The 23,538-nt window shown below is 73.4% G+C and carries 22 protein-coding genes; 16 read left to right on the top strand and 6 right to left on the bottom strand.

The genetic code is table 11. The features are described from left to right. Nucleotides 1-398: 398 nt before the first annotated feature. Nucleotides 399-1,187, top strand: coding sequence for a VOC family protein (locus PZB77_RS01785; protein WP_275490736.1), 789 nt, complete (start codon nucleotides 399-401; stop codon nucleotides 1,185-1,187). Nucleotides 1,188-1,338: 151 nt separating this feature from the next. On the opposite strand, the gene PZB77_RS01780 is transcribed toward PZB77_RS01785, so the two are convergent. Further along, entirely contained in the window at nucleotides 1,339-1,572 is a 234-nt protein-coding gene (locus PZB77_RS01780) for a hypothetical protein (RefSeq protein WP_275490735.1), read from the bottom strand. 324 nt (nucleotides 1,573-1,896) lie between these two features. On the opposite strand from PZB77_RS01780, the gene PZB77_RS01775 reads away from it, so the two are divergent. Further along, nucleotides 1,897-2,877 carry a TIGR03557 family F420-dependent LLM class oxidoreductase gene (locus PZB77_RS01775; RefSeq protein ID WP_275490734.1) on the top strand — a complete coding sequence of 327 codons (981 nt, stop codon included), beginning with the start codon at nucleotides 1,897-1,899 and terminating at the stop codon, nucleotides 2,875-2,877. Nucleotides 2,878-3,015: 138 nt separating this feature from the next. Continuing rightward, nucleotides 3,016-4,059 (top strand): NAD-dependent epimerase/dehydratase family protein, encoded by a 1,044-nt coding sequence (locus PZB77_RS01770; protein ID WP_275490733.1) that lies wholly within the window; start codon nucleotides 3,016-3,018, stop codon nucleotides 4,057-4,059. Nucleotides 4,060-4,117: 58 nt separating this feature from the next. On the opposite strand, the gene PZB77_RS01765 is transcribed toward PZB77_RS01770, so the two are convergent. From PZB77_RS01765 to PZB77_RS01750, 4 genes are all read right to left on the bottom strand, one after another. Next, complete coding sequence (locus PZB77_RS01765) at nucleotides 4,118-5,380, bottom strand: cytochrome P450 (RefSeq protein WP_275490732.1); 1,263 nt, start codon at nucleotides 5,378-5,380, stop codon at nucleotides 4,118-4,120. Between the two features lie 154 nt (nucleotides 5,381-5,534). Beyond that, a complete protein-coding gene (locus PZB77_RS01760) occupies nucleotides 5,535-6,515 on the bottom strand; it encodes a polysaccharide pyruvyl transferase family protein (RefSeq protein ID WP_275490731.1) in 981 nt (326 codons plus the stop codon). After that, the gene (locus tag PZB77_RS01755; protein WP_275490730.1) at nucleotides 6,512-7,312 is read right to left on the bottom strand and encodes a sigma-70 family RNA polymerase sigma factor; all 801 of its coding nucleotides are present in this window, start codon (nucleotides 7,310-7,312) and stop codon (nucleotides 6,512-6,514) included. Before PZB77_RS01755 ends, PZB77_RS01760 begins: the two co-directional genes overlap by 4 nt. Nucleotides 7,313-7,626: 314 nt before the next feature. Then, nucleotides 7,627-8,514 (bottom strand): SDR family oxidoreductase, encoded by an 888-nt coding sequence (locus PZB77_RS01750; RefSeq protein WP_275490729.1) that lies wholly within the window; start codon nucleotides 8,512-8,514, stop codon nucleotides 7,627-7,629. 548 nt (nucleotides 8,515-9,062) lie between these two features. Here PZB77_RS01750 and PZB77_RS01745 point away from each other — a divergent pair. The 13 genes from PZB77_RS01745 (at nucleotide 9,063) to PZB77_RS01685 (ending at nucleotide 22,068) form a co-directional block, all read left to right on the top strand. Beyond that, nucleotides 9,063-9,479, top strand: coding sequence for a CBS domain-containing protein (locus tag PZB77_RS01745; protein ID WP_275490728.1), 417 nt, complete (start codon nucleotides 9,063-9,065; stop codon nucleotides 9,477-9,479). 261 nt (nucleotides 9,480-9,740) lie between these two features. Then, a complete protein-coding gene (locus PZB77_RS01740) occupies nucleotides 9,741-10,736 on the top strand; it encodes an NAD-dependent epimerase/dehydratase family protein (RefSeq protein WP_275490727.1) in 996 nt (331 codons plus the stop codon). A gap of 12 nt (nucleotides 10,737-10,748) precedes the next feature. After that, entirely contained in the window at nucleotides 10,749-12,383 is a 1,635-nt protein-coding gene (locus PZB77_RS01735; protein ID WP_275490726.1) for a carbamoyltransferase C-terminal domain-containing protein, read from the top strand. Beyond that, nucleotides 12,380-13,369 carry a glycosyltransferase gene (locus PZB77_RS01730; protein WP_275490725.1) on the top strand — a complete coding sequence of 330 codons (990 nt, stop codon included), beginning with the start codon at nucleotides 12,380-12,382 and terminating at the stop codon, nucleotides 13,367-13,369. Before PZB77_RS01735 ends, PZB77_RS01730 begins: the two co-directional genes overlap by 4 nt. After that, the gene (locus PZB77_RS01725; RefSeq protein WP_275490724.1) at nucleotides 13,366-13,920 is read left to right on the top strand and encodes an HAD family hydrolase; all 555 of its coding nucleotides are present in this window, start codon (nucleotides 13,366-13,368) and stop codon (nucleotides 13,918-13,920) included. The genes PZB77_RS01730 and PZB77_RS01725 overlap by 4 nt, the downstream gene beginning before the upstream one ends. After that, nucleotides 13,917-14,924, top strand: coding sequence for a glycosyltransferase family 9 protein (locus tag PZB77_RS01720; RefSeq protein ID WP_275495879.1), 1,008 nt, complete (start codon nucleotides 13,917-13,919; stop codon nucleotides 14,922-14,924). The genes PZB77_RS01725 and PZB77_RS01720 overlap by 4 nt, the downstream gene beginning before the upstream one ends. Next, a complete protein-coding gene (locus PZB77_RS01715; protein ID WP_275490723.1) occupies nucleotides 14,921-15,883 on the top strand; it encodes a glycosyltransferase in 963 nt (320 codons plus the stop codon). The genes PZB77_RS01720 and PZB77_RS01715 overlap by 4 nt, the downstream gene beginning before the upstream one ends. Beyond that, nucleotides 15,880-17,121, top strand: coding sequence for a glycosyltransferase (locus tag PZB77_RS01710; protein ID WP_275490722.1), 1,242 nt, complete (start codon nucleotides 15,880-15,882; stop codon nucleotides 17,119-17,121). The genes PZB77_RS01715 and PZB77_RS01710 overlap by 4 nt, the downstream gene beginning before the upstream one ends. Continuing rightward, nucleotides 17,118-17,747, top strand: a complete 630-nt coding sequence (locus tag PZB77_RS01705) for an SIS domain-containing protein (protein ID WP_275490721.1) — start codon at nucleotides 17,118-17,120, stop codon at nucleotides 17,745-17,747. Before PZB77_RS01710 ends, PZB77_RS01705 begins: the two co-directional genes overlap by 4 nt. Beyond that, complete coding sequence (locus PZB77_RS01700) at nucleotides 17,744-19,207, top strand: PfkB family carbohydrate kinase (protein WP_275490720.1); 1,464 nt, start codon at nucleotides 17,744-17,746, stop codon at nucleotides 19,205-19,207. Before PZB77_RS01705 ends, PZB77_RS01700 begins: the two co-directional genes overlap by 4 nt. Then, nucleotides 19,207-20,232: a glycosyltransferase family 9 protein gene (locus PZB77_RS01695; RefSeq protein ID WP_275490719.1), complete on the top strand. Its 1,026-nt coding sequence runs from the start codon at nucleotides 19,207-19,209 to the stop codon at nucleotides 20,230-20,232. Before PZB77_RS01700 ends, PZB77_RS01695 begins: the two co-directional genes overlap by 1 nt. A 52-nt stretch (nucleotides 20,233-20,284) precedes the next feature. After that, entirely contained in the window at nucleotides 20,285-21,169 is an 885-nt protein-coding gene (locus tag PZB77_RS01690; RefSeq protein WP_275495878.1) for a glycosyltransferase, read from the top strand. After that, on the top strand, nucleotides 21,169-22,068 hold the full coding sequence (locus PZB77_RS01685) for a glycosyltransferase (protein WP_275490718.1): 900 nt from the start codon (nucleotides 21,169-21,171) through the stop codon (nucleotides 22,066-22,068). The genes PZB77_RS01690 and PZB77_RS01685 overlap by 1 nt, the downstream gene beginning before the upstream one ends. 273 nt (nucleotides 22,069-22,341) lie before the next feature. Here the strand turns inward: PZB77_RS01685 and PZB77_RS01680 are convergent, their stop codons facing one another. Then, nucleotides 22,342-23,373, bottom strand: a complete 1,032-nt coding sequence (locus tag PZB77_RS01680; RefSeq protein WP_275490717.1) for a LacI family DNA-binding transcriptional regulator — start codon at nucleotides 23,371-23,373, stop codon at nucleotides 22,342-22,344. Nucleotides 23,374-23,538: the final 165 nt, after the last annotated feature.

The following is a 23,538-nucleotide window of genomic DNA, read 5'->3' as shown; positions in this document are numbered from 1 at the left end:
GGTCGACCGGACGGCCGTGCCGGCCCCCGCACGTCCTCATGACACACCTGCGCGGTGGCTGCTCGGTCACCGCTGTGCCGCGAGGGTCGCGGCGCCGACATCGCCAGGAGCTTCACCCCGCCGGAGGGCTCGTGATGAGCAAGGGCAGCGCGAGCGTCGATCCCGGACTGCCGCTCCGGTTCCCGTCCCCGGCCGGCCTCACCGCCGAACGGATCGAGGACGCCTCCGACCACGAGTCGGGCCCCCTCGTCCGGCCGGTGCGGCGGCCCCGGCCGGACGGGCGACCAGCCCGGGCGACGCTGGTGGATCATGTGCTGCGGGCGTGCGCTGATGAGGGCGGCCCGGGGTATGCGTGGCCCGGAGAGCGGGGGAGAGAACGACCGAGGAGGAAGAAGACGATGTCCGAGTATGCCGAGGAACGCGGGGTGCCCGATCCCGGAGCCCCCTGCTGGGTCAACCTCATGGTCGAGGACCTGCCCCGGTCCCGGGCCTTCTATACGACGGTCATGGGGTGGGAGTTCCGGCCCAGCCCTCTGGGGAGCCAGTTCCTCGTCGCCTTCGCGGCCGGGTCCCCGGTGGCGGTCCTGGGCGCACGGAAGCCGGGCTTCGCGCCGGAATCGGAGTGGACTCCGTACTTCGCGGTACGTGACGCCGACGCGACCGCCGCACGGATCCGGGAGCGGGGCGCCACCACCGCCGTGGGGCCGGTGGCGCTGGGGGACGGGCGGGCAGGGCTGGCCGCCGACCGCGAGGGCGCGACCTTCGGGTTCTGGGAGGGCCCGGCGCCCGCGTGGTCGGCCGGTGAGGGGAGCGCCCCGACCCGCGTGGACCTGCAGACCCGTGACGTGTTCGACGCCGCGGTGTTCTACGGAGAGGTTCTCGACTGGACCACCGAGCCGGGCATCGACATCGCCTACCGGGACGATCACGTGGTCGTGGAGAGCGGAGGGCGGGCGGTGCTGTCCCTGCGCGGCGGGGGAGCGGGAGGAAGCGTCCCCGCGCACCTGCGTCCTCGCTGGCTGGTGAACTTCACGGTCGACGACGTCGAACGCGCGGTCGTGGCCGCGATCGGGGCGGGCGGCAGCCGACCGCGACTGTCCCCCACCTCCTGGACGCCGAAAGGGTTCTCGCGAACCCTGCGAGACCCGGACGGCGGCCTGTTCACCCTCACACCCCGGGAGTCCTGAGGGACCAGCCGGCGGTCGGCGCGCGCACCCGGCGGACATCGGCGCGACCGGGTGACGTCCTGCGCGGCTAAGGGTTGAGAAGCGGCGTGCGTCGCTCCGTGCCGTACCCGCGGTCCGGGCCGTCGCCGCTCCGAGCGGGAAGCGCGCTCGCTCAGCGGCTCCGTCCGGCGTCGTTTTCCGCTCGCTCCTCCGAGTCCTCCTGGGCATCCTCGTTCGGAGTCAGGGCGTCCGCCGCTTCGCCGTCCCTCCCGGACCGCTCGCCGCCCGTCACACGTGTCTCGGCCTCCTCCGCTTCGAGGAGTATCTCCCCGGAGGCCGTACGGGGGTGCTCGTCCGCGGTGCGGCCGTCCCGCTCGAAAGGGTGCCCGTGGTCGTTCCGGTTCATGAGTCTCCTCAGGGGGTGGGTCGCTGTCGGTCCCGTTGCCGGGGGCCACTGGAGGGCGCGCCGATATGCGCGCCGATCGGCGCGCCGTCCAGGCCGCCGACCCCAGGACAGGCCGGATCACATCCTGTGCCTCCATCGTCGGCCGGCGCTCGACGCTCCGCCACCCCGCTTTCCGGGGTGTCGCGCACCTGCTTTCGCGTCGAGCGTGTATGCCCGGGTCGGTCCCCGGTGCACCGGGGCCGAGTGCGGGGACGGACGTTACGCGGGGGCGTCGACGGGTACCCCTGTGCTGCCAAGACCCATGGACGAGAGGAACGAGGACAGGTGAAGATCGGCTACAAGCTCGCCGCGGAGGCTTTCGGCCCCGGGGAACTGGTGAGGCAGGCAGTCCTCGCGGAGCAGGCGGGATTCGACTTCGTCGAGATCAGCGACCACTACCACCCCTGGCTCGACCTGCAGGGACACTCGCCCTTCGCCTGGAGCGTGCTGGGCAGCATCGCGGCCAAGACCTCGCGGATCGGGCTGGCGACGGGAGTGACGTGCCCGACGGTGCGGTACCACCCGGCGATCATCGCTCAGGCCGCCGCGACGCTCGCCCTGTTGTCGGAGGGCCGGTTCGTGCTCGGTGTCGGTTCGGGGGAACGGCTCAACGAGCACGTCGTGGGCCGTGGTTTTCCCGATACGGTCCGCACCCGGCACGAGATGCTCAGGGAGGCCCTGGAGATCATCAGACTGCTCTGGCGAGGTGGGTACCAGTCCTTCGAGGGGAAGCACCTGCGGCTGGAGGACGCCAGGGTGTTCGATCTTCCCGCCGAGCCGCCCTTGATCGCGGTGGCCGCGAGCGGCCAGGAGTCCACCCGCATCGCCGCCGAACTCGGCGACGGCCTCTTCGCCACCGAGGAGAAGCCCGAGATCGTCCAGCACTACCGGGACGCCGGGGGCACGGGTCCGGGTTATGCGGAGGTGCCCATGGCATGGGCACCCGACGAGCGCACCGCGGCGCGGGCAGCCTTGAAGACATCGCGCTGGGCCGTGACAGGGTGGAAGGTCATGAGTGAACTGCCGAACCCCGTCAACTTCGACGCCGCGACGACGACCGTGCGCGAGGACGACATCCTCGAGAAGTTCGCCTGCGGTGCGGACCCCGCCCGGTACCTCCAGGTGGCGCAGAAGTTCGTCGACGCGGGGTTCGACCACCTCGTCATGCAGAACGCCGGCCCTGACCCGGACGGTTTCATCGACTTCTACCGCTCCGAACTCGACGGCCCGGTCAGGCGGCTCACGCCGAAGAGCGCGCGCGGTTGAACCGAACCGGCGCCGCAGCCGGGTCGCGCCGCACGAGTCCGCGAGCCCCGATACACGAATCGCCGCCCCCGTCGGCCCGGGAGGACCCTGGGCACCAGGATGTCTTCCGCGTGGGGGCAAGGCAGGAAGGAGTCCGTCATGGAGAGCGTCCGGTCCGGAGGAAAGCGGATCGTGGTCACGGGAGCCACGGGCAACGTGGGGACGAGTGTCGTCCGTGCACTCGCCGCAGATCCCGAGGTCGCCTCGGTCCTCGCGTTGGCGCGAAGGCGGCCGCCGCTCGGCATCAGGGGTGTGGAGTGGGAGACCGTCGACGTCTCGCGGCCCGGGAGCGAGGACCGCCTGGCCGGCCTCATGCGCGGGGCGGACGTCGTCGTCCACCTGGCCTGGCGCTTCCAGCCCACCCATGACCCGGTCGTGACCTGGCGCAGCAACGTGCTGGGCTCACTGAGGGTCTTCGACGCAGTGGTGCGCAGCGAGGTACCCGCGCTGGTGCACGCCTCGTCGGTCGGCGCGTACGCCCCGGGGCCCAAGGAGGAGCCCGGGGTGGACGAGTCCTGGCCGACGCACGGCTGGCCGGACGCCGCCTACTGTCGCGAGAAGGCGTACCTGGAACGCGTCCTCGACACCTTCGAGCTGCGGCACCCCGACGTCAGGGTGGTCCGGATGCGGCCCGGGTTCCTCTTCAAGGAGACGGCTGCGCCGGAACAGCGGCGCATCTTCGCCGGACGGTACGTCCCCGGCCAGTTGCTCCGCCCCGACCTGCTGCCCTTCGTGCCCGATGTCGAAGGCTTGCGCTTCCAGGTGCTCCACACCGACGACGCCGCAGAGGCCTACCGGCTGGCGGCGCTCCGTGACGTACGAGGAGCCTTCAACCTGGCGGCCGCCCCGGTGATCGACGCTCCGAAGCTCGCGGAACTCCTCGGCTGCCGGGTCGTCCGCGTTCCCCGGGCCCTCGTGCGAGCAGCGGTCGCGGCCACCTGGCGCGTGCACGCGGTGCCCGCCTCGCCCCATCTGTTCGACGCCGTCCTGCGACTGCCGCTGCTCGACGCGAGCCGCGCGCACCATGAGCTGGGCTGGTCGCCGACTCGTTCGTCGGAGGAGGCCCTGGGGGCGTTCCTGCGAGGGGTACGGGAGGGCAGGGGAGAGGCCACCGCGCCGCTGACCGGCAAGAAGATCGGCTGACGGGCGGCCGCGGGCAGCCCTCTTCCCGCCACGCCCACGGCGCGGCCCCGCGCGAGCCTCAAGGATGTGCCGCGGCCCGCCGTCCGTCGCCCGGCGGACGGCGGACGCCGCTGACGACGAATCCGCTCCGGGGCGTGGTCGGGATGCGGCGCAACGGGATGCGCAGATCCTGCTCGTCCACCTCGTACGAGAGCCGTGCCAGGAACATGGCCACCGTGGACAGGACAGCCACGGTCACGTCCTCTCCCGGACACCGGTGTCCCTCCACCGGGCCGCCACCCTGCGGGACCAGAGCGTCCTGGGGCGTGGGCGGGCCGAGGAACCGGCCCGGATCGAACCGGTAGGGGTCGGGCCACAGGTCCGGGTCGTGGTCGAGTCCGTACAGGTCGAGCAAGACCATGGTCTTCGGGCGGATCGTGCGTCCCGCCCACTTCAACTCCTCCGCGGCCAGCCCTCCGACGAAGGGAGCGAACGGATAGAACCTCCGCACCTCCTGGGCGAAGGCGAAGGCGTACGCCGGGCCGTTCTCACCCGTCAGAGCAGCCCGGTTGCCGGGGTGACGGTGGAGGGCGTGGGCGGCGAACACCGTGAACCAGGTGACGGCGACGGTCGGACGCAGCACGTTGAGAATCTCGACGGCGGCGGTGCGGGGAGGGAGCAACGCTCCGTCGAGGTCGCGGTGGGCCGCGATCGTGCCGAACAGGGAGTCCCCGCCAGCGACGTCCCCCACGCCACGACTGCGTACTTCCGCCACCAGGGGAGCCAGCCGTTCCTCCTGACGCGTGCGCGCCCTGCGAGCTTTGAGATGGCGGGGGCCGACGGCGGCGAACCCGTCCACCATCGCGATCAGGTCCCGTGCCGTTCGGGTCACCTGCCCCTCGTCCAGGGGCACCCCCGCCCAGGCGTGGACGGCACGCGTGAGTACCGCGGCCATCTCGTCGAAGAGGACCACGCGGTCGCGGCCCTCCCACTCCTCGCACGCCCGCTCCAGCTCCTGGCCGACCCGCTCGGCGAGTTCACCGACCCTGAGCGGCTCCCTGAGAAGGCCGGTGAACAACGCCTTGCGATGGCGGTGCCGCTCCCCGTCCAGGGTGTGCACGGCTCCGCGGCCGAAGAGTGTGTCGATCACCGGCCCCGGCAGGGCGTCCTGGCGGTGCACGTGGTTCTCGTCGTAGAAGAACCGCACGGCGGAGGGTCCGTGCAGGGCGATGACCCGTTTTCCCATCAGACGTGTGCGGACGGGCGCTCCGCCGCTGCGGCGCCGGCGGTCGGGCAGCCAGGCGTATCCGCGCAGCAGGAGCGGAAGGGTGTCGTCGACCATTGGTTCCTCCGATGACGGGAAGTGAGAAGTCGTCCGGGCCCCGACGAGAGGCGTGCGTGCGGCGCACGGCGCACGACGCGGAGGGGGCGGCGCCGGAAACGGTGGGCAGCCCGTCCGTCCTCCGGCGATGGTCGGGTACCACCCTCATGGGCGGTTAAACGTCGCGGTCGTCGCAGTCAGTGACCGGACTCCTCATCACCGTGTCTCCGAGCAACCAGGTCCGGCGACGCCGGGCCGCAGCGGCTCCCGCGGGGGACAGGCACCACGCCCACCAGTGGTCCAGGAGCTCCGGCAGCAGCCCCTCACCGGGCAGGAGGGCGGGCCAGCGAAGGAGCCGCGCCTGTGCCGTCACCTTGGCACCACCCTCCACGGGGTCCACCACCAGGGCGGGTACGCCGGCCCGCAGAGCGAGAACGAGGCCGTGGAGCCGGTCGGTGACCATGACGTCCAGCCGCCCGACCAGGGAGAGGTACTGGTCGGGAGTGCGGCAGTGGCGCCAGTCGTCGCGGGCCAGCCGGGTGTCGGCCTCGATCCGTGCGCAGTCCTGAGCGGCCAGCCAGGGCAGCAGGACTTCGCCCACCCGGTCGTGGATCCGGCGGTCGCCGTACTCCCCCTGACCGTACGTCAGTGCCACTCCCGCCACGGCCGGGGCGGTCGGCACCGGAGCGTTCGCCGCGAGGTCCGCCGTCATCCTGCCGTTCGTGCCGTCCCGGGCCACCACCTCGTGGAAGCCCCGCGCGGCCGGACCGTCCGGGTCGAGAACGCTCACTCCGACGGCCACCCGGCGACAGGAAGCGTAGCGGCGGTGGAGTTCGGCGATGCGTTCGCCGTGCAGCGGGCCGCAGACGAAGAGGACCGCTTCGTAGTCCTGCGGGAGCGCCGCTTCGAGTGTCAGCGCTCCCGGGGCGAACACCGGACTCCACGCCGTGTCGTGCCGGATCCCCAGACGATCGAGTGCGGTGACGACCGCTCGTTCGGCCAGGGCGTCGCCTGCTGTCACCTCGCCGTCCAGGAAGCTGAACCAGCCGGTGACCAGAACGCGGCTTCTGGAGTTCCGGAGGCGGAGCAGGCCGTGGAGGCGTGCGGCGAGGCCGGCCGTCTCGCCCGGCAGATGCCGTTCGGCGGCGTCGTTCATGTGGCCTCCTGACATGCGTGGGCGCGCAGTCGCTCGCAGGAACGGCTCAACAGGTGCGAGACGTGCACCTGCGAGATGCCGACGTACGTGGCGATCCGGGACTGAGTCATGTCGCAGAAGTAGCGCAGGTAAAGAATGGTCCGCTCGCGCTCGGGCAGCGTGCGCAGACCGGGTCTGATCGCCTCACGGTCGATGGCCGCCTCGAGGGCGCGGGCGCCGCCGTCCATCTGTTCGTACGGGGCGAAGCGGCCGTTCGGACCGGCCGCTTCCGTGTCCGTGTCCCCTGAGGTCGTACGACGACGGTGGAGCGCCTCCATGCCCGTCAGGACCTCGGCATCGCTCAGTCCGGTGTCGGCGGCGATCTCCGCCCACGTGGGGAGCGACCCGTCGCGCGCCCGGGCAAGCCGTCTCTGCGATGACCGGACCTGGTCACGGAGGTCTCCCACCGGTCGGGGCAACGGGGCGTGCCGGGCGTGCTCGCGCAGATACCGCCTGAGTTCTCCCGCGACCAGAGGCTCGGCGTAGGCCACGAACGTCCGGTGCCGGGAGGGGTCGTACCGGTCCACCGCCTCGATGAGCCCCAGAGCGGCCACCTGCCGAAGATCCTCCAACGGCTCGCCGCGGTCGGGGAAATGGGACGCGAGCCGGTGTGCCAGCGGCAGCCACAGACAGATCGTCTCGACCCGCAGAGCCTCGCGCTCCGGGCCCTGCGGGAGCGCCCGCAGACGAAGGAAGACGCCGACGTCCCACGGCACCTTGGCGAGCGGGCGCGGCGTCGAAGGGCGAACGGTCTGCATGCTGGTCGCTCCTCGCCGGGGTCCACACATCCACCGAGGGAGTCGCGGGGAGCCGGACACGCGGCGCCCGGTGTGCCCACGGGCGCGCCTCATGTCCGAAGCACTCCGGGGGCATACCCGGAAGAACCCCGGCCAAACGCGTGAGGGCGTGCGGCGCGCCGCGCTCCAGCAGCCCTCGCTTCGCCGAGCAGGTCGTGCGGACGGATCCGCTGCTCGGCCGGCTCGGCCCACCGGCGCCGTGACCGGACCGCCCTGCGGGGATCGACGCTCCGGTCCCGGCCCGCGCCGAAACCGAAGGCCTTGGCGGACCGTGTTCAGGGAAGAGGCGTCCCGCCGGTCGCGTTCATGATCTCGCCGGTGATGTACGAGGCGTTCGCCGAGGCCAGGAAGACGTAGGCCGGCGCCATCTCGGCGGGCTGCGCGGGCCTCCCGAAGGGACCTTGTTCGCCGAACTCCGTGGTGTCGGGCATGGTCGCCGGAATGAGGGGGGTCCAGACGGGGCCGGGTGCCACTGCGTTGACGCGGATGCCCTCGGCCGCGAGCATCTGGGCGAGGCCCTGGGTGAAGGTGACGATCGCCCCCTTGGTCATCGCGTAGTCCAGAAGGTGCGGGCTCGGCTTGTAGGCCTGGACGGACGTCGTGTTGATGATCGATCCGCCCGGCGGGATGTGCGGCAGAGCAGTCTTGCAGAGCCAGAACATCCCGTACAGGTTGGTGCGTACGACCCGGTCGAACTGCTCGGTGGAGATGGCGGCGATCCCGTCGGGCTGCGACATCTGGTACCCCGCGTTGTTGACCAGGACGTCGATGCGGCCGAAGGCGGAGACCGCCTGCTCGACGAGGGCCCGGCACTGCTCCTCGTCCCGGATGTCGCACACAGCGGGTATTGCGGTGCGGCCCGCCTGCTCCACCAGGCGCACGGTCTCGCGTGCCTCGTCCTCCTCCTCGGCGAGGTGGGTCAGCAGGACGTCGGCGCCTTCCCGGGCGAACGCGAGGGCGACCGCGCGGCCGATGCCGGAGTCGCCTCCCGTCACGACGGCCTTGCGACCGGTGAGAAGGCCGGAGCCCTGGTAGGAGTCCTCGCCGTGGTCGGGCGGCGGGTCCATGGGACCCGTCCAGCCCGGATGCTGCTGTTCCTGCTGCGGGAAGTCGGGACGCGGGTGGATCCGGTTGGGGTCCTGCGGCCGGTCGTTGCTCGGCATGGTGCTCCCTGTGCTGTTCGACGGAACTGCTCCGGTGCGGGGCGGGAAGGGAGACGGCACGGGCGCCGTCCCCGCGACGACGACCCTCGGGCCGCCTCGACGAGCCGGCCGGTTCGCGTGCGGGCACCGGTCCGAGGCGGGCGGCGTTTTCCGGCTGCGCGACCGGACGGCCGGTCGGAGCCGCTGAGTACCCCGCCCGGTGCGGCTCACCCGTCCACGCCGCGAAAACCTTCGGGGCCGGGGGCGTACCCGGGAGGGCGACCGGCTCCCCTCCGCCCTCCTTCCGGGCCACCTGCGGGCGGCATTCGTCCGGCTCACCGGCGGTCTCCTGCCAGCATCGGCGCTGTCGGCGGGGCCCGCATGCCGGACACGGACAGCCTCGTGTCCGCGATGGCCGACGCGAGGTTCCGGTCTCTCCGGCGCCCGCCGACGAACGGCCGGACCCTTCCCTCGCGAACTCCTCCCCGATCCGGCCGGTCGGATGTTAGAGCGGCGCCACTCCGGGAACCCAGGGCCTGCCACCCGATCACCACGTGAAGGAGACGATCATGGCAACCGCACGCGACATCATGACCAGCGGTACCGAATGCGTCGGAGCGGACGAGAGCGTCCTCGACGCCGCGAAGAAGATGACGGACCTCGGCGTGGGCGCGCTGCCGATCTGCGGCACGGACGAGAAGCTCAAGGGGATGCTCACGGACCGCGACATCGTGACGAAGGTGCTCGGTGCCGGCAAGGACCCGGCCGCGTGCACCGCCGGAGAGCTGGCCCAGGGCGAGGCGGTCACGATAGGTGCCGACGACGACACCGAGGAGATTCTGCGCACGATGACCGCGCACAAGGTCCGCCGCCTCCCGGTCATCGACGGTCACACGCTCGTGGGCGTGGTGGCCACGGCCGACGTCGCCCGGTCCTTGACCGACCCCCAGGTGGGGGATCTGCTCGAAGCCCTCTCCACCGACTGAACGGGGAGCGCGTCGACGACCGGCGGAGCCGTCGGACCTAGCCGTGTGGCCGGGTCCGACGGCTCACCGCTGTGTCTGCCAGTCGGTGCGTCCCAGTGAGGGAGGCGCTCCGGTGGCGGAGCAGGATCACCCGCTCGGCGGGTTTGCTGTTGCAGGCCGGATTCAATGTGTGAAAGCTGCTGACTCGGGAACCCAGCCGCTCGTGTCCGTCGGAATCACCGCGGCCTCGCACTTCCACCTCTGCGGACGAAAGGCCGTCCCATGCCCCTGCTGACGCCATCCGGTCCCTGGCACCGGGCCGTCGTGACCGGTGGAGCCGGATTTCTCGGCTCCCACCTCTGCGAACGACTGCTGGATTCGGGAGTCGAAGTCGACTGCGCGGACAACCTTCTCTCCGGCTCCGAGAGCAACATCGCGCATCTGGCCGGACGCCCCGGCTTCCGCTTCGTACGGTGCGACGTCTCCTCGGACTCCATGACGGACGAGCTGCCGGGCCCCTACGACCTCGTGCTGCACTTCGCGTGCCCGGCCTCGCCGGCCGACTACCTGCGCCATCCCCTGGAGACCATGGACGTCGGCAGCCTCGGCACCCGCAATGCGCTGGCCCTGGCGCTGCGGGACGGGGCGCGCTTCCTTCTCGCGTCCACCTCCGAGGTCTACGGGGACCCGCTGGTCCACCCGCAGCGGGAGGACTACTGGGGCAACGTCAATCCGGTGGGGCCGCGCAGCGTCTACGACGAGTCCAAGAGGTTCGCCGAGGCGCTGGTCACCGCGCACGTCGGCGCCAAGGGAGTGAACGCGGGAATCGTACGCATGTTCAACACCTACGGCCCCCGTATGCGGGCCCACGACGGCCGTGCCGTCCCGACCTTCGTCTGCCAGGCGCTTGCCGGTGAGCCGCTGACGGTGGCGGGCGACGGAAGCCAGACCCGCTCGCTCTGCTACGTGGACGACACGGTCGAGGGAGTCCTCCTCGTGGCGGCCAGCCAGGCGGTGCGCCCGGTCAACATCGGCGGCGGCGAAGAGGCCACGGTCCTGGAGATCGCACACCGGGTCATCGCGCTGACCGGGTCCTCCTCCTCCCTCACCTTCGTCGCGCGCCCCCAGGACGACCCGGAGCGTCGCCGGCCCGACACCGCGCTCGCCCGTGAACTGCTGGGCTGGGAACCGAGAGTGAGCTGGGAGGAGGGGCTCAAGCGGACCATCGCCCACTTCTCCTCCTCGCCCGAAGCCATGTCCCCGGCCCCCCGGCTCTGACGGAGGTTTTCCATGCGCGTCCTCGGTGTCAACGCACTCTTCCACGATCCCGCCGCGGCCCTGGTCGTCGACGGCCGGATCGTCGCGGCCGCGGAGGAGGAACGATTCAGCCGCCGTAAGCACGGCAAGCGACCCCTTCCCTTCTCCGCCTGGGAGCTGCCCGAACTGAGCGCCCGCTGGTGCCTGGAGCAGGCCGGGCTCCGGCCCGCCGACCTCGACGTGGTCGCCTACTCCTACGACCCCGGTCTCGCCCGCCCCGCCGAAACGATGGAACTGAACGACCCCTGGGACCCGCTGCGCCAGGAATACGCCCGCCGTGCACCGGAGTTCCTCGCCGAGGCGCTTCCCGGCCTCGATCCGGGCAAAGTGCGCTTCGTCCCCCACCACGTGGCCCACGCGGCGTCCGCCGGGCAGGCGTCGCCGCATGCCGACTGCGCGGTCCTGGTGCTCGACGGCCGCGGTGAGTGCGGCTCGCACCTCTCCGGCCACTACGTCGACCGGCAACTGACGGTCCTGTCCTCGCAGAAGCTGCCGCACTCCGTCGGTCTGTTCTACGAGGACCTGACGCAGCACCTGGGGTTCCTCCGCAGCAGCGACGAATTCAAGGTCATGGCGCTCGCCTCCTACGGCAAGCCGCGCTTCGCCGACCGCCTGCGGGAGTTCGTCCGGGCGGACGCAACGGGCGGCTTCACCGCACGGCCCGTGCCCTGGGCCTCGCTCGTACCGGGCAGGGAACCAGGAACCCCGTGGACGCAGGACCACGCGGACGTGGCGGCGAGCGCCCAGGCGTGCCTGGAGGAGGTCGTACTGGACCTCGCCCGGTGGCTGCACGGCCGGACGGGCGACGACGTGCTCGCCCTCGCAGGAGGGGTGGCGCTCAACTGCGTCGCCAACACCCGGCTCCACCGCGAAGGGCCCTTCCGCGAGATCTGGGTGCAGCCCGCCGCCGGCGACGCCGGTACGGCGCTGGGCGCGGCCCTGCACGTGGCCGGTGAGAAGGAGCCCGTCGAGGCGATGCCGACCCCGGCCCTCGGCCGCGGCTGGAGCGACGACGAACTACGGGGCTGGCTGGAGCGGGCCGCCGTACCGTACGAGGAGCCGGACGACATCGCCCGGACCGTGGCGGAGGAGCTCGGCCGGGACGGCATCGTCGCCTGGTTCCAGGGGCGCTCCGAGTTCGGTCCCCGGGCGCTGGGACACCGCTCCCTGCTGGCGCATCCCGGACGGGCCGGAAACCTGGAGCGGCTCAACGCGGTCAAGGGACGGGAGGAGTTCCGCCCCGTCGCGCCGATGGTCCTCGCCGAACGAGCGGCCGAACTGTTCCGCGGCCCGTTGCCGAGCCCTTACATGCTCTTCGTCCACGATGTCGCCGAAGCGTGGCGCGAACGGATTCCGGCGGTGGTCCACGTCGACGGCACCGCGCGGGTCCAGACCGTCGACGCCGCGTCGGAGCCACTGGTGGCCCGGATGCTGACCGCCTTCGAGCAGCTCACCGGCCTGCCGGTGGTGGTGAACACCAGCCTGAACACCGCCGGCCGGCCCATGGTCGACGATCCGCGCGACGCGCTGGAGTGCTTCGGCTCGGCCCCGGTGGACCTGTTGGCTCTCGGCCCCTTCGCCGTCCGGCGGGGAGGGGCGTTCGCATGAAGACGACAGTGGAGTACGCGGTCGTCATTCCCACCGTCGGCCGGCCCTGCCTGGCCGACTGCCTCGGCGCACTGGCCGGATCGGCCGGCCCGCGCCCGGTGGAGGTGGTGGTGGTGGACGACCGCCCGGAGCCTCGCGACGGACTGCCGCTCGGCCCGCCCGGGCAGCCGCGCGTCCGCGTGCTGGCAACCGGCGGCCGGGGCCCCGCCGCCGCCCGCAACGCGGGCGCCCGCGCGGTGGGCGCGCCCTGGGTCGTCTTCCTCGACGACGACGTCCAGGTACTGCCGGACTGGGGCGAGCGGCTCGCCGAGGATCTCGCCTCGGCCGATGAGCGAACGGCCGGTGTACAGGGGCGGCTGACGGTCCCCCTCCCGGATGACCGGAGGCCCACGGACTGGGAGCGGGGCACCGCCGGGCTGGAGAACGCGGCCTGGGCCACCGCCGACATGGCTTTCCGCGCGACGGCCCTCAAGGAAGTGGGCGGGTTCGACGAACGGTTCCCGCGCGCTTTCCGCGAGGACGCCGATCTGGCCCTGCGCGTCATGGACGCGGGCTGGACGCTGGACCGGGGCGGCCGTACCACCCGTCATCCGGTACGCCCGGCCGACCGCTGGGCCTCCGTACGCGCTCAGCGCGGCAACGCCGACGACGTTCTGATGAACCGTCTGCACGGGCGCGACTGGTGGACACGGGCGGAGGCGCCCCGCGGCCGGCTCCCCGGACATCTGGCCACCACGGCCCTCGCCTGCGCCGCCGTCGGCGGTCTCGCAGCGGGCCGGCCACGCGCCGCCGCAGTCGCCGCAGCGCTCTGGACCGCGGCCACGGCGCACTTCGCCTGGGCACGCATCGCCCCCGGACCGAGGACCCGCGACGAGGTCACCACCATGACCGCCACCAGCGTGGTCATCCCCGCCGCCGCGTCATGGCACTGGCTCGCGGGCCAGCTCAGGCACCGTCGGGTCCGCCCCCGGGGAGGCAGCCGGTGAGCGGAACCCCTTCCACCCACCGCCGGGTGTCGGCGGTGCTCTTCGACCGGGACGGCACCCTGGTGGAGGACGTGCCCTACAACGCGGACCCCGCGCTGGTCAGGCTGCTGCCCGGCGCACGCGAGGCCGCCGACCTGCTGCGCGCCCGAGGGATCGCCACCGGCGTGGTCAGCAACCAGTCGGGCATCGGCCGGGGACTGCTCCGTGAACTGGACGTGATCCGGGTCAACCGGCGGGCCGACGAACTGCTCGGCACCCTCGGCACCTGGGTGTTCTGCCCGCACGCCCCGCACGCCGACTGCGCGTGCCGCAAACCCCGGCCCGGTCTCGTGTTCAAGGCCGCACGCCGACTGGGGGTGCGGCCGGAAAGGTGCGTGGTGATCGGTGACATCCAGGCGGATGTCCTCGCCGCGAGAGCGGCCGGCGCCCAGGGCGTCCTGGTCCCCAACGCGGCGACCCTGCGCGCCGAGGTGGAGGCGGAACGCTGGACGGCCCCCGACCTGCTGACGGCGGTGCGGCGGATACTGGAGCCGGGGAAGTGGCCGTCGTGAGGGCCCTCGTCGTCAGACTGGACAGTTTCGGGGACGTCCTTCTCGCCGGACCAGCCGTCCGGGCGGTCGCCGCACACGCCGGTCACGTGACGCTGCTCTGCGGCCCGCTGGGCGAACCCGCCGCTCGCCTCCTGCCCGGCGTCGACGACGTCGTCGTCTGGCAGGCCCCCTGGGAAGGCACGAACCCACCCACCGTGGAGACGGCCGATGTCGAAGGGTTCGTGGGACGGCTGCGCGAGTCCGCCTACGACACCGCCCTCGTACTGACCTCGTTCCACCAGAGCCCGCTGCCTGCCGCGCTGCTGCTGCGGATGGCGGGTGTGCGACGGATCGGTGCGGACAGCGTGGACCATCCCGGAACACTGCTCGACGTCCGCAACCGCCGACTGCCGGGCCGGCACGAAGCGGAGGCCGCCCTGGACACCGCCGTGGCCATGGGATTTCCGCCGCAACAGGGTGATGACGGCCGGCTGCGCGTGCTGCCGCCCCCCGACACCGCCATGCTGACGGGCAACGGCCCCTATGTCGTCGTCCACCCCGGTGCGAGCGCTCCCGCGCGCGCCTGGAGCCCCGAGCGGTGCGCCGAGGCCGTCATGGGTCTCGCGGACGCGGGCCACCGGGTGGTGGTCACCGGAGGCCCCGACGAGGCGGGCCTGACCGGCCGGATCAGCGGCCGGGTCGCGGTGGACCTCGGCGGCCGTACCGAGCCCCGGGTGCTGGCCGGTGTCCTGCGCGGCGCGGACGTGCTCGTCAGCGGCAACACCGGGCCGGCCCACCTGGCGGCGGCCGTCGGCACGCCGGTCGTCTCCCTCTTCTCCCCGGTCGTACCGGTGGAGCGGTGGGGCCCGTTCGGTGTCCCGGCCGTGGTGCTCGGCGACCAGCGCGCCCCGTGCGCCGGCAGCCGTGCCCGGCACTGTCCCGTTCCCGGACACCCGTGCCTCGACGACGTCACGCCGCACGACGTCGTCATGGCCGTCCGCAAGCTCATCGAGGAGACCGCGTGAACATCCTCATCTGGCACGTCCACGGCTCATGGGCCACGTCGTTCGTCCAGGGGCCCCACACGTACCTCGTCCCCGTGACGCCCGACCGCGGGCCGGACGGCCTCGGTCGCGCCACGAGCTGGCAGTGGCCGCCCCACGTCCGTGAGGTGACGCCGGAGCGGCTGCGGGAGGAGTCCGTCGATCTCGTCGTCCTCCAGCGGCCCCATGAGGTGGAGCTGGCCACGGCCTGGACCGGGCGGCGGCCCGGGACCGACGTGCCGGCCGTGTACGTGGAGCACAACAGCCCCGACGCCTCGGCGGCCGCCACCCGCCACCCGCTGGCAGACCGCGACGACATCCCGCTGGTGCACGTCACCCACTTCAACCGGCTGATGTGGGACAACGGACGCGCTCCGACCACGGTCATCGAGCACGGAATCATCGACCCGGGGCCGCTGTGGACCGGTGAGGAACGCCGCGCCGCCGTCGTCGTCAACGACCCCGTGCGCCGCGGGCGTACCACCGGCACGGACCTCCTTCCGCGCTTCGCCCGCTCCGCACCCCTCGACGTCTTCGGCATGCGCACCGGCGGACTCGCGGACCACCTCGGCCTGCCGGCCGACCGCTGCCGGGCGCGCGACCTGCCGCAGGGCGAACTGCATCCGGCCATGGCCCGCTGCCGGCTGTACCTGCATCCGGTGCGATGGACGTCGCTCGGGCTCTCCCTCCTGGAAGCCATGTTCCTCGGCATGCCCGTCGTCGCCCTGGACACCACGGAGGTACGCGAAGCGGTCCCCGACGACGCGGGAGTGGTCTCCAACCGCCTCGACGTCCTCGACGAGGCCGTACGCACCTTCCTCGCCGACGCCGACTGCGCCGCCGTCGCGGGGCAGCGCGCGAGGTCCGCCGCGCAGGCCCGTTACGGGGTCCAGCGCTTCCTGGACGACTGGGAACAACTGACGAAGGAGGTCACACGATGAGGTACGCCCGCCCGGCCTCCCTCCGTGTCGCTCTGGTCTCGGAGCACGCCAGCCCGCTGGCCGACCTCGGCGGCCCCGACGCCGGCGGACAGAACGTGTACGTGGCCCAGCTCGCCGATCACCTCGCACGGCGCGGCCACGACGTCACCGTCTACACCCGCAGGGACGGCCCCCGCCTGCCCGCCGAGGTCACCACGCCCGGTGGAGTGCGGGTCGTCCACGTACCCGCCGGCCCCGCTGCGCAGGTCCCGAAGGACGATCTCCTGGTGCACATGCCCGAGTTCGGAGCCTTCCTCGCCCGGCGCTGGCGTTCGGCACCGCCGGACGTGGTGCACGCGCACTTCTGGATGTCCGGCACGGCCGCCCTCGCCGGTGCCCGGGGACTCGGCGTGCCCGTGATCCAGACGTACCACGCGCTCGGCACCGTGAAGAAGCGCCATCAAGGGACCGAGGACACCAGTCCGGCCCAGCGCCTGGCGATCGAGGCGGACATCGGCAGATCCTGCCGACGGGTCCTCGCCACCTGCGCCGACGAGGTCGCCGAACTCGCCGCGATGGGGGTGTCGCCGGACCGGGTGTCGGTCGTCCCGTGCGGAGTGGACCCCCGCCACTTCGCTCCGGTCGCCGGCACCGCGCGCACGGGCTCCGGCCCGCGCCGGCTGGTCGCCGTCGGCCGTCTCGTCCGGCGCAAGGGATTCGACCGTGCGATCCGGGCACTCGCCGAAATCCCCGACGCCGAACTGCTCATCGCGGGTGGGCCTCCGGCCGACCTGCTGTTCGCCGAACCGGAGGCCGAAAGGCTGCTGAAAGCGGCGGAGGAGCACGGCGTCGCCGACCGGGTCACCCTGCTGGGGGCGGTGCCCCACGACCGGATGCCCGCCCTCATGTCCGGCGCGGACCTCGTCCTCTCGCTGCCCGACTACGAACCGTTCGGCATCGTGCCGATCGAAGCGATGGCGTGCGCGACGCCGGTGGTGGCGACCGCCGTGGGGGGTCACCTGGACACCGTCGTGGACGGGGTCACGGGCGCGCTGGTGCAGGCGGCCCCGGGCGGTGACCGGGACCTCGCCGCGACGATCCGCGCCCTCCTGGACGACCCGGCCCGCAGGGCCCGTTACGGCGCAGCCGGACGGGCCCGCGTTCTCCGGCACTACAGCTGGGAGCGCGTCGCGGACGGGGTCGCCCGTGTCTACGCCGCTGTGCACGCCACCCCCTCACTCTCAGGAGTCCTCCGATGAACCGCACTCACGACGGCCGGCACTGCGACGAACTGATGGACGCGCTCGCCGCGTTCCGCGCCTCCTGCCCCGTGACCCACCGCTGGGGCGCCGAACTGGCTCGCCGCCTCGGCGGCGGAGCCAGGCTGCTCGTCGCCGGAAACGGCGGCAGCGCCGCCCAGGCCCAGCATCTGACCGCCGAACTGGTCGGCCGCTACCGGGACGACCGCCCGCCCTTCTCCGCCCTCGCCCTGCACGCCGACACCTCTTCGACCACGGCGATCGCCAACGACTACGGCGTCCAGGAGGTCTTCGCCCGGCAGACCTGCGCCCACGGCCGTCCCGGCGACGTGCTCGTGCTGCTGTCCACCAGCGGGGCCAGCGCCAATCTGCTGGCGGCGGCCGCCGAGGCCCGACGGATCGGGATGTCCGTCTGGGCACTGACGGGCCCCGCCCCCAATCCGCTCGAAGCCGCCTGCGACGAAGCGCTCTGCGTCGACGCGCCCGCTTCGGCCACGGTGCAGGAACTCCATCTGGTCGCCGTGCACATGATCTGCGAAGCGTTCGACCAGGCGTGCGAGCAGGGCGTGGCCGTCGCCGATAGGTACGCGAACCCGGGGGAACCCGCGGTGGAGGGCGCCCTGTGAACGCCCTCACCCCGCTGCTGGTCGTCGGTGACGCACTGCTCGACCAGGACCTCTCCGGGCGGGCCGACCGCCTCGCCCCCGACGCACCGGTGCCCGTGGTCCAGGGAGCCCGGCCGGTCGCGCGGCCCGGAGGCGCCGCTCTCGCCGCGTACTTCGCGGCCCTCGACGGCCGTGACGTCACGCTGATCACCGCACTGGGCGACGGCGATGCGGCCCGCACGGTGCGCCGGCTGCTGGAGGACAAGGTCCGCATCGTCGAACTGCCGCTCGCCGGGCAGCTCTCCCGCAAGACCAGGGTGCTTGCCGGAGGGGTTCCCGTGCTCCGGCTGGACGACGGTGACGGGCGTGCCTCCGGGAGCACGGAGGAGGCGGTGGCGGCCGTCGACGCGGCGCCCGCCATCCTGGTCGCCGACTACGGCCGGGGGGCCGCCGAGGTGCTGCGGGACGCCCTCACCCGCGCCGCCGCGCGGGTCCCGGTCGTCTGGGACCCCCATCCCCGGGGCGGCCGTCCCGTCCGGGGCGTACGTCTGGCGACCCCGTCGGCGGCCGAGGCCCGGGAATCGGCGGCGGGCTTCCGCGCCGGTCCGGGAACGGCCACGGACGGGGCGCGGACCGGCGCGCACGCCGACTTCCGGGGTCCGGCGGACGACGCGCGGGAGCTGATCCGAGCCTGGGGCGTCACCTCTGTCGCGGTGACGCTCGGCGGGGAGGGCGCCCTGCTCTCGCACGGCGGGGACCCCCTCGTGGTGTCCACGCCCCGCAACGTGCGGGGGGACGCCTGCGGTGCCGGTGACCGTTTCGCCGCGACCGCCGCGGGTCTGCTCGCCGACGGAGAGCTGCCGGAGACCGCGGTGCAGGAGGCCGTCCGGGCGGCCACCCGGTACGTCGAGGCGGGCGGCGCCGGGGCGCTCCGCATCGGCACGACGCCTTCCGCCCCGGCCCGGCTCGTGGACCCCCCGTCCGCGGAGACCGGTCCCGACCCGTTCGCCCTGGCCGGCCAGGTGCGCGAGTCGGGCGGCACGGTCGTGGCCGCCGGGGGGTGTTTCGACCTGCTGCACGCCGGCCACGTGGCGCTGCTCCAGGCTGCCCGGCGCATCGGCGACTGCCTCGTCGTGTGCGTCAACTCCGACGCCTCGGTCCGGCGGCGCAAGGGCGGCTCACGGCCGCTCGTGCCGGCCGCGGACCGCGTCCGGGTTCTGCTGGCCCTCGGTTGCGTCGACGCCGTCGCCGTCTTCGACGAGGACACCCCCGAACGGGTGCTGGGCTCCTTGCGCCCGCACGTCTGGGCCAAGGGAGGCGACTACGCCCTGGCCGAACTGCCCGAAGCCGCGCTGGTACGGAGCTGGGGGGGAGAGGTGGTGCTTCTGCCCTACCTCGACGGCCGTTCCACCACCCGGCTCGCGGAGCGGGCGGCCCTCGCGCCGTCGGCCGACGCGCTCCGCCCTGCCAGGAGGCGGTGATGAAGCCCGTTCCGCCGCCCCGCGTCCTCGTCCTGCGCGCCCTCGGACTGGGCGACCTCCTCGCGGCCGTCCCCGCGCTGCGGGGTCTGCGCCGCGGCTTCCCCGACCACGAGATCGTCCTGGCCACTCCGCCGTCCCTGCGGGACGCCGCGCTGGCCACCGGCGCCGTGGACACCATCCTCCCGGCAACGGCGCCGCAGCGAGGCGTACCGGTACTGACCGGCTGGCACGGTGCTCCGCCGGACATCGCCGTCGACCTCCACGGCAACGGACCGGAGAGCTACGCGGCCCTCGCCGCCCTCCGTCCGCGCAGGATTCTCGCCTACGCCTGTCCGCCCGCGGACGGGCTCCCACCCCCCGGGTGGGAGCGCGAGGACCATGAGCGCGAGCGGTGGTGCCGGCTCCTGCGCGCCTGGGGCATCGAAGCGGATCCCGGAGACGTCCGCCTGCCGAGGCCGTCCTGCCCGTCACCGGCGCCCGACGCCGTGGTGGTACACCCCGGGGCCGAAGCGGCCGCCCGGTGCTGGCCCGTCCGGCGGTACTCCGCGGTCGTCCGGGGACTGCTGGCGGAGGGCCACCGGGTCGTGGTGACCGGTGGGCCCGCCGAGGCGGAGCTGGCGGCGGCGGTGGCCGAGGGCGCCGGACTCGGGCCCCGGGACGTACTGTCCGGAGGGCTTCCCTTCGCCCGGCTCTCCGCGCTGATCGCGGACGCAGGATGCGTGGTCAGCGGCGACACCGGACCCGCGCACCTCGCCGTGGCGCACGGCACGCCGTCCGTGACGCTGTTCGGTCCGGTGGCGCCACGTCTGTGGGGACCACCCCCGGACGACCCGCGCCACACCGCGCTCTGGTATCCCGGCCCGCCCGGCGACCCGCACGGCACGTCCGCCGACCCCTCGCTGCTGCGGATCGGCGCCGACGAGGTGCTCGCCGCCGCTCTGGCCCACGCCGGTCACCGGAGCACGGCGGGGGAGGGCCCCACGCCGGAGGGCTTCAGGCCGGTGGAGGCACAGGGACGTGCGTGACACCCGGGGACGCGACGGCGCGTGCGCGGCCGACGACCGGACCACGGTCGCCATGATCACCAAGGATCGCCCGGCCAGTGCCCTGCGCACGCTCGACCGGCTGGCGGCGCTGCCCGAACGCCCCCCTGTCGTCGTGGTCGACAACGGACTCGATCCGGCGGTGACCGAGGCGTTGCGTGCCCACCCCACCGGCCCCCGGGTGCTGGCACCCGGCCGCAACACCGGGGCGCTGGGCCGGAACCTGGCGGTGCGGCACGCGACCACTCCCTACGTGGCCTTCAGCGACGACGACTCCTGGTGGCGGCCCGGCGCTCTCCGGCGGGCCGCCGACCTGCTCGACGCCCACCCGCGGCTCGGACTCCTGGCCGCACGCAGCCTCGTCGGCCCGGAGCAACAGGACGATCCGCTGAACGAACTGCTGTCACGCTCCCCGCTGCCGCCGGACGCAGGACTGCCCGGCCGTCCGGTCCTCGGCTTCCTCGGGTGCGCGTGCGTCGTCCGGCGCCGGGCCCACCTCGAAGCGGGCGGCTACCATCCGCTGCTGTTCTTCGGAGCGGAGGAGACGCTGCTCGCCTACGACCTAGCGGCGGCCGGCTGGGGCGTCTCCTACGACCCCTCCGTCACCGCCCACCACCACCCCGACCCGGGCGAGCGTCCCGGCCGCTCCGCGCTCCTGCGCCGCAACGCACTGCTCACCGCCTGGCTGCGCCGACCCGTGCGCGTCGCCCTGCGGCACACGTTCGCACTGAGCGCCGAGGCGTGGCGCGGGGACACGGAAGCCGCGTTCGCACTGCGGGAAGCGGGTGCCCGGCTCCCCGCCGCCCTGCGCCTGCGCCGCCGCCTGCCGAGCCGGGTCGAGAACGCCGTACGCCTGCTGGAGCGCCACGCACCCGCGACGCCCGCGATGCGGCACACCGAAGAGGAAGGCAGCGCGTGATGGACCCCGATCCCCGCGTCACCGTCGTGGTGATCACCCACAACCGCCGACCGGAACTGCTGCGCACCCTGGACACCTTGCGTTCCCTGCCCGAGGCGCCCAGGGTCGTCGTGACGGACAACGCCTCCCGCGACGGCACGGCCGAGGCGGTGGGCCGCCTCTTCCCCGAGTTCGTCCTGCTGACCCCCGGCCGCAACCTGGGGGCGGTCGGACGGAATCTGGCAGTGGAGCAGGTGGAGAGCCCGTACGTGGCGTTCTGCGACGACGACACCTGGTGGGAGCCGCACTCCCTGCGGCGCGCCGCCGACCTCCTCGACACCCGCCCGCGTCTTGCCGCGGTCACCGCCCGCATCGTCGTCGAACCCTCGGGGGAGGAGGACCCCGTCGTCGCCGACATGCGGGACTCACCGCTTTCCGGGCCCTCCTGGCTCCCAGGACCGGCCCTGGGCTCCTTCCTGGCCGGCGCGACGGTGATGCGGACCGACGCCTTCCGGTCGGTCGGGGGGTTCCATCCCGGCCTCTGGCTGGGCGGGGAGGAGGAACTCCTCGCCACCGACCTGCTCAGCCGGGGATGGTGGCTCGCCTACGTCTGCGACCTGCTGGTCCACCACGCCGCGTCCACGGTCCGCGACAGCACCGAGCGACGGACCCTCGGACTGCGCAACACGCTCTGGTTCACCTGGCTGCGCCGCCCCGGCGCCTCCGCCGTCCGGCGCACTCTCCACCTGCTGTGCACGGTGCCGCGGGACAGGGCTTCACTGTCCGCCTTCGCACGCGCCGCCGCCGGCCTGCCCTGGGTGCTCCGTCAGCGCCGACCGGTGGCGCCGTCCGTCGAGGCACGCCTGCGCGCGCTCGAAGTCGCGCGCGCGTCCTCCACCGCTCGACAGTACGTCGGCTGAGGGAGGCGGCCCGACCACCGACCCCGCTACTCGGCAGCCGGCCGCGGCTGCCGCCGCATCGGGGGATCCCCGTGCTTCCAGGCAGCGCGCGGCGTGGGCGAGTCGGCGCGCGCCCACTCCGGTCGCGACGTGCGGCAGGAAGCCGCGCGGTCCGCGTGGACGCACGGCAGCGCCCTCCTTGATCGCGCCGTCTCCACCACGACGGGCGCGGCCCGGCCGCACGACGACGCGGCACCCCGCCGACACGAACTGCCGGTCGCCGGCGGCCGATGATCAGCCGGGCGAGGCCGGTCCCGGTGCGGACTTCCGGACCGTCAACCGGGTCGGAAGTATCAGGGGGTTCGGGTCGTGGCCGCCGATCGCGTTGACCAGCATCCGTGCCATCTCGTGCCCCAGCGCCCTGACCGGCTGGCGCACGGTGGTCAGCGGCGGGTTGGCGTGCCGAGCCACGGCAAGGTCGTCGAAGCCGATCACCGACACGTCCTCCGGCACCCGTCGACCACGTCGGCGGAGCACCTGCAGCGCGCCGATCGCCATCCCGTCCGATGCCGTGAAGACCGAGTCCAATCGCGGATGGGCGTCGAGCAGTCGTTCCATGGCCTCCGCGCCGCCTTCCACCTGGAACGCGCCCGAGGAGACGCCGAGCAGCGGGACGCCTGCCAGCGCCAGGCCCTCGGCGAAGCCCTGCTCGCGGGTCACCGAGACCCGGCTGTCCACCTGACCGGTGATCATGACGGGTCCGGTCCGCCCGGTGCGTACGAAGTGATCGGCGGCCAGCCGGCCCCCGCCCCTGTTGTCGGCGTCCACGTACCAGCGAGGCTCCCCGGTCAGGGGGAGCCCGCCGAAGACGACCGGCATTCCGGCGTCCTCGGCCAGCCGTCCCAGCGGGTCGTCTCCCCGTAGGGCCATCAGCATGATGCCGTCCGCCCGACGGGAGCTGACCATCTGCCGCAGGCGGGCCCGGCCCCGGGGTGAGTTGGCGAGCACCAGGATGAGTTCCAGGTCGGTGTCGTCCAGCGCCGTGCTCACCCCGACGACGATTTCGGCGAAGAACGGGTCCGCGAAGAGGCCGGCCTCGTCACTGGAGGCGGCCAGTACCACCGCGCCCACCCGGTTGCCGGCCAGCGCCCGCGCGGTGGGGTTCGGTACGTATCCCAGCTCGAGGACGGCCCGTTCGACCGCCTCCCGCTTGGCCCGGCTCACATGCGGGACGTTGTTGACCGCCCGGGAAGCCACGGTGCGCGACACGCCCGCTCGTGCGGCCACCTCGTCGAGGGTCGGCATGCGCCGGGGCGTGGGCTGCATCGGGACACGTGCTCCTCTGGGGTTGCTGTCCGCCGGATGGCTACGGTGATGATCCCACGCGCCCGACCGGCCGGACGGGGGCCCCGGCCTGCGGTGGAGCCGTTCGCTCCCGCGTCGAAGGCGGGGGCGACCCCGGTCGCGTGAGCGCGACCTGCCCGGTTCCCG

Origin of the sequence: Streptomyces sp. AM 2-1-1 (genome assembly GCF_029167645.1) — a bacterium.
In the GTDB taxonomy this organism is placed as follows: domain Bacteria; phylum Actinomycetota; class Actinomycetes; order Streptomycetales; family Streptomycetaceae; genus Streptomyces.
This window is presented reverse-complemented; position numbering and strand designations above follow the sequence as displayed.

Coding starts and splice junctions, on each gene's coding strand:
- PZB77_RS01785 (WP_275490736.1), top strand. CDS start 399: ATGTCCGAGTATGCCGAGGAACGCGGGGTGCCCGATCCCGGAGCCCCC.
- PZB77_RS01750 (WP_275490729.1), bottom strand. CDS start 8,514: ATGCCGAGCAACGACCGGCCGCAGGACCCCAACCGGATCCACCCGCGT.
- PZB77_RS01685 (WP_275490718.1), top strand. CDS start 21,169: ATGGACCCCGATCCCCGCGTCACCGTCGTGGTGATCACCCACAACCGC.
- PZB77_RS01765 (WP_275490732.1), bottom strand. CDS start 5,380: ATGGTCGACGACACCCTTCCGCTCCTGCTGCGCGGATACGCCTGGCTG.
- PZB77_RS01770 (WP_275490733.1), top strand. CDS start 3,016: ATGGAGAGCGTCCGGTCCGGAGGAAAGCGGATCGTGGTCACGGGAGCC.
- PZB77_RS01705 (WP_275490721.1), top strand. CDS start 17,118: ATGAACCGCACTCACGACGGCCGGCACTGCGACGAACTGATGGACGCG.
- PZB77_RS01760 (WP_275490731.1), bottom strand. CDS start 6,515: ATGAACGACGCCGCCGAACGGCATCTGCCGGGCGAGACGGCCGGCCTC.
- PZB77_RS01755 (WP_275490730.1), bottom strand. CDS start 7,312: ATGCAGACCGTTCGCCCTTCGACGCCGCGCCCGCTCGCCAAGGTGCCG.
- PZB77_RS01740 (WP_275490727.1), top strand. CDS start 9,741: ATGCCCCTGCTGACGCCATCCGGTCCCTGGCACCGGGCCGTCGTGACC.
- PZB77_RS01680 (WP_275490717.1), bottom strand. CDS start 23,373: ATGCAGCCCACGCCCCGGCGCATGCCGACCCTCGACGAGGTGGCCGCA.
- PZB77_RS01780 (WP_275490735.1), bottom strand. CDS start 1,572: ATGAACCGGAACGACCACGGGCACCCTTTCGAGCGGGACGGCCGCACC.
- PZB77_RS01745 (WP_275490728.1), top strand. CDS start 9,063: ATGGCAACCGCACGCGACATCATGACCAGCGGTACCGAATGCGTCGGA.
- PZB77_RS01695 (WP_275490719.1), top strand. CDS start 19,207: ATGAAGCCCGTTCCGCCGCCCCGCGTCCTCGTCCTGCGCGCCCTCGGA.
- PZB77_RS01730 (WP_275490725.1), top strand. CDS start 12,380: ATGAAGACGACAGTGGAGTACGCGGTCGTCATTCCCACCGTCGGCCGG.
- PZB77_RS01690 (WP_275495878.1), top strand. CDS start 20,285: ATGATCACCAAGGATCGCCCGGCCAGTGCCCTGCGCACGCTCGACCGG.
- PZB77_RS01710 (WP_275490722.1), top strand. CDS start 15,880: ATGAGGTACGCCCGCCCGGCCTCCCTCCGTGTCGCTCTGGTCTCGGAG.
- PZB77_RS01735 (WP_275490726.1), top strand. CDS start 10,749: ATGCGCGTCCTCGGTGTCAACGCACTCTTCCACGATCCCGCCGCGGCC.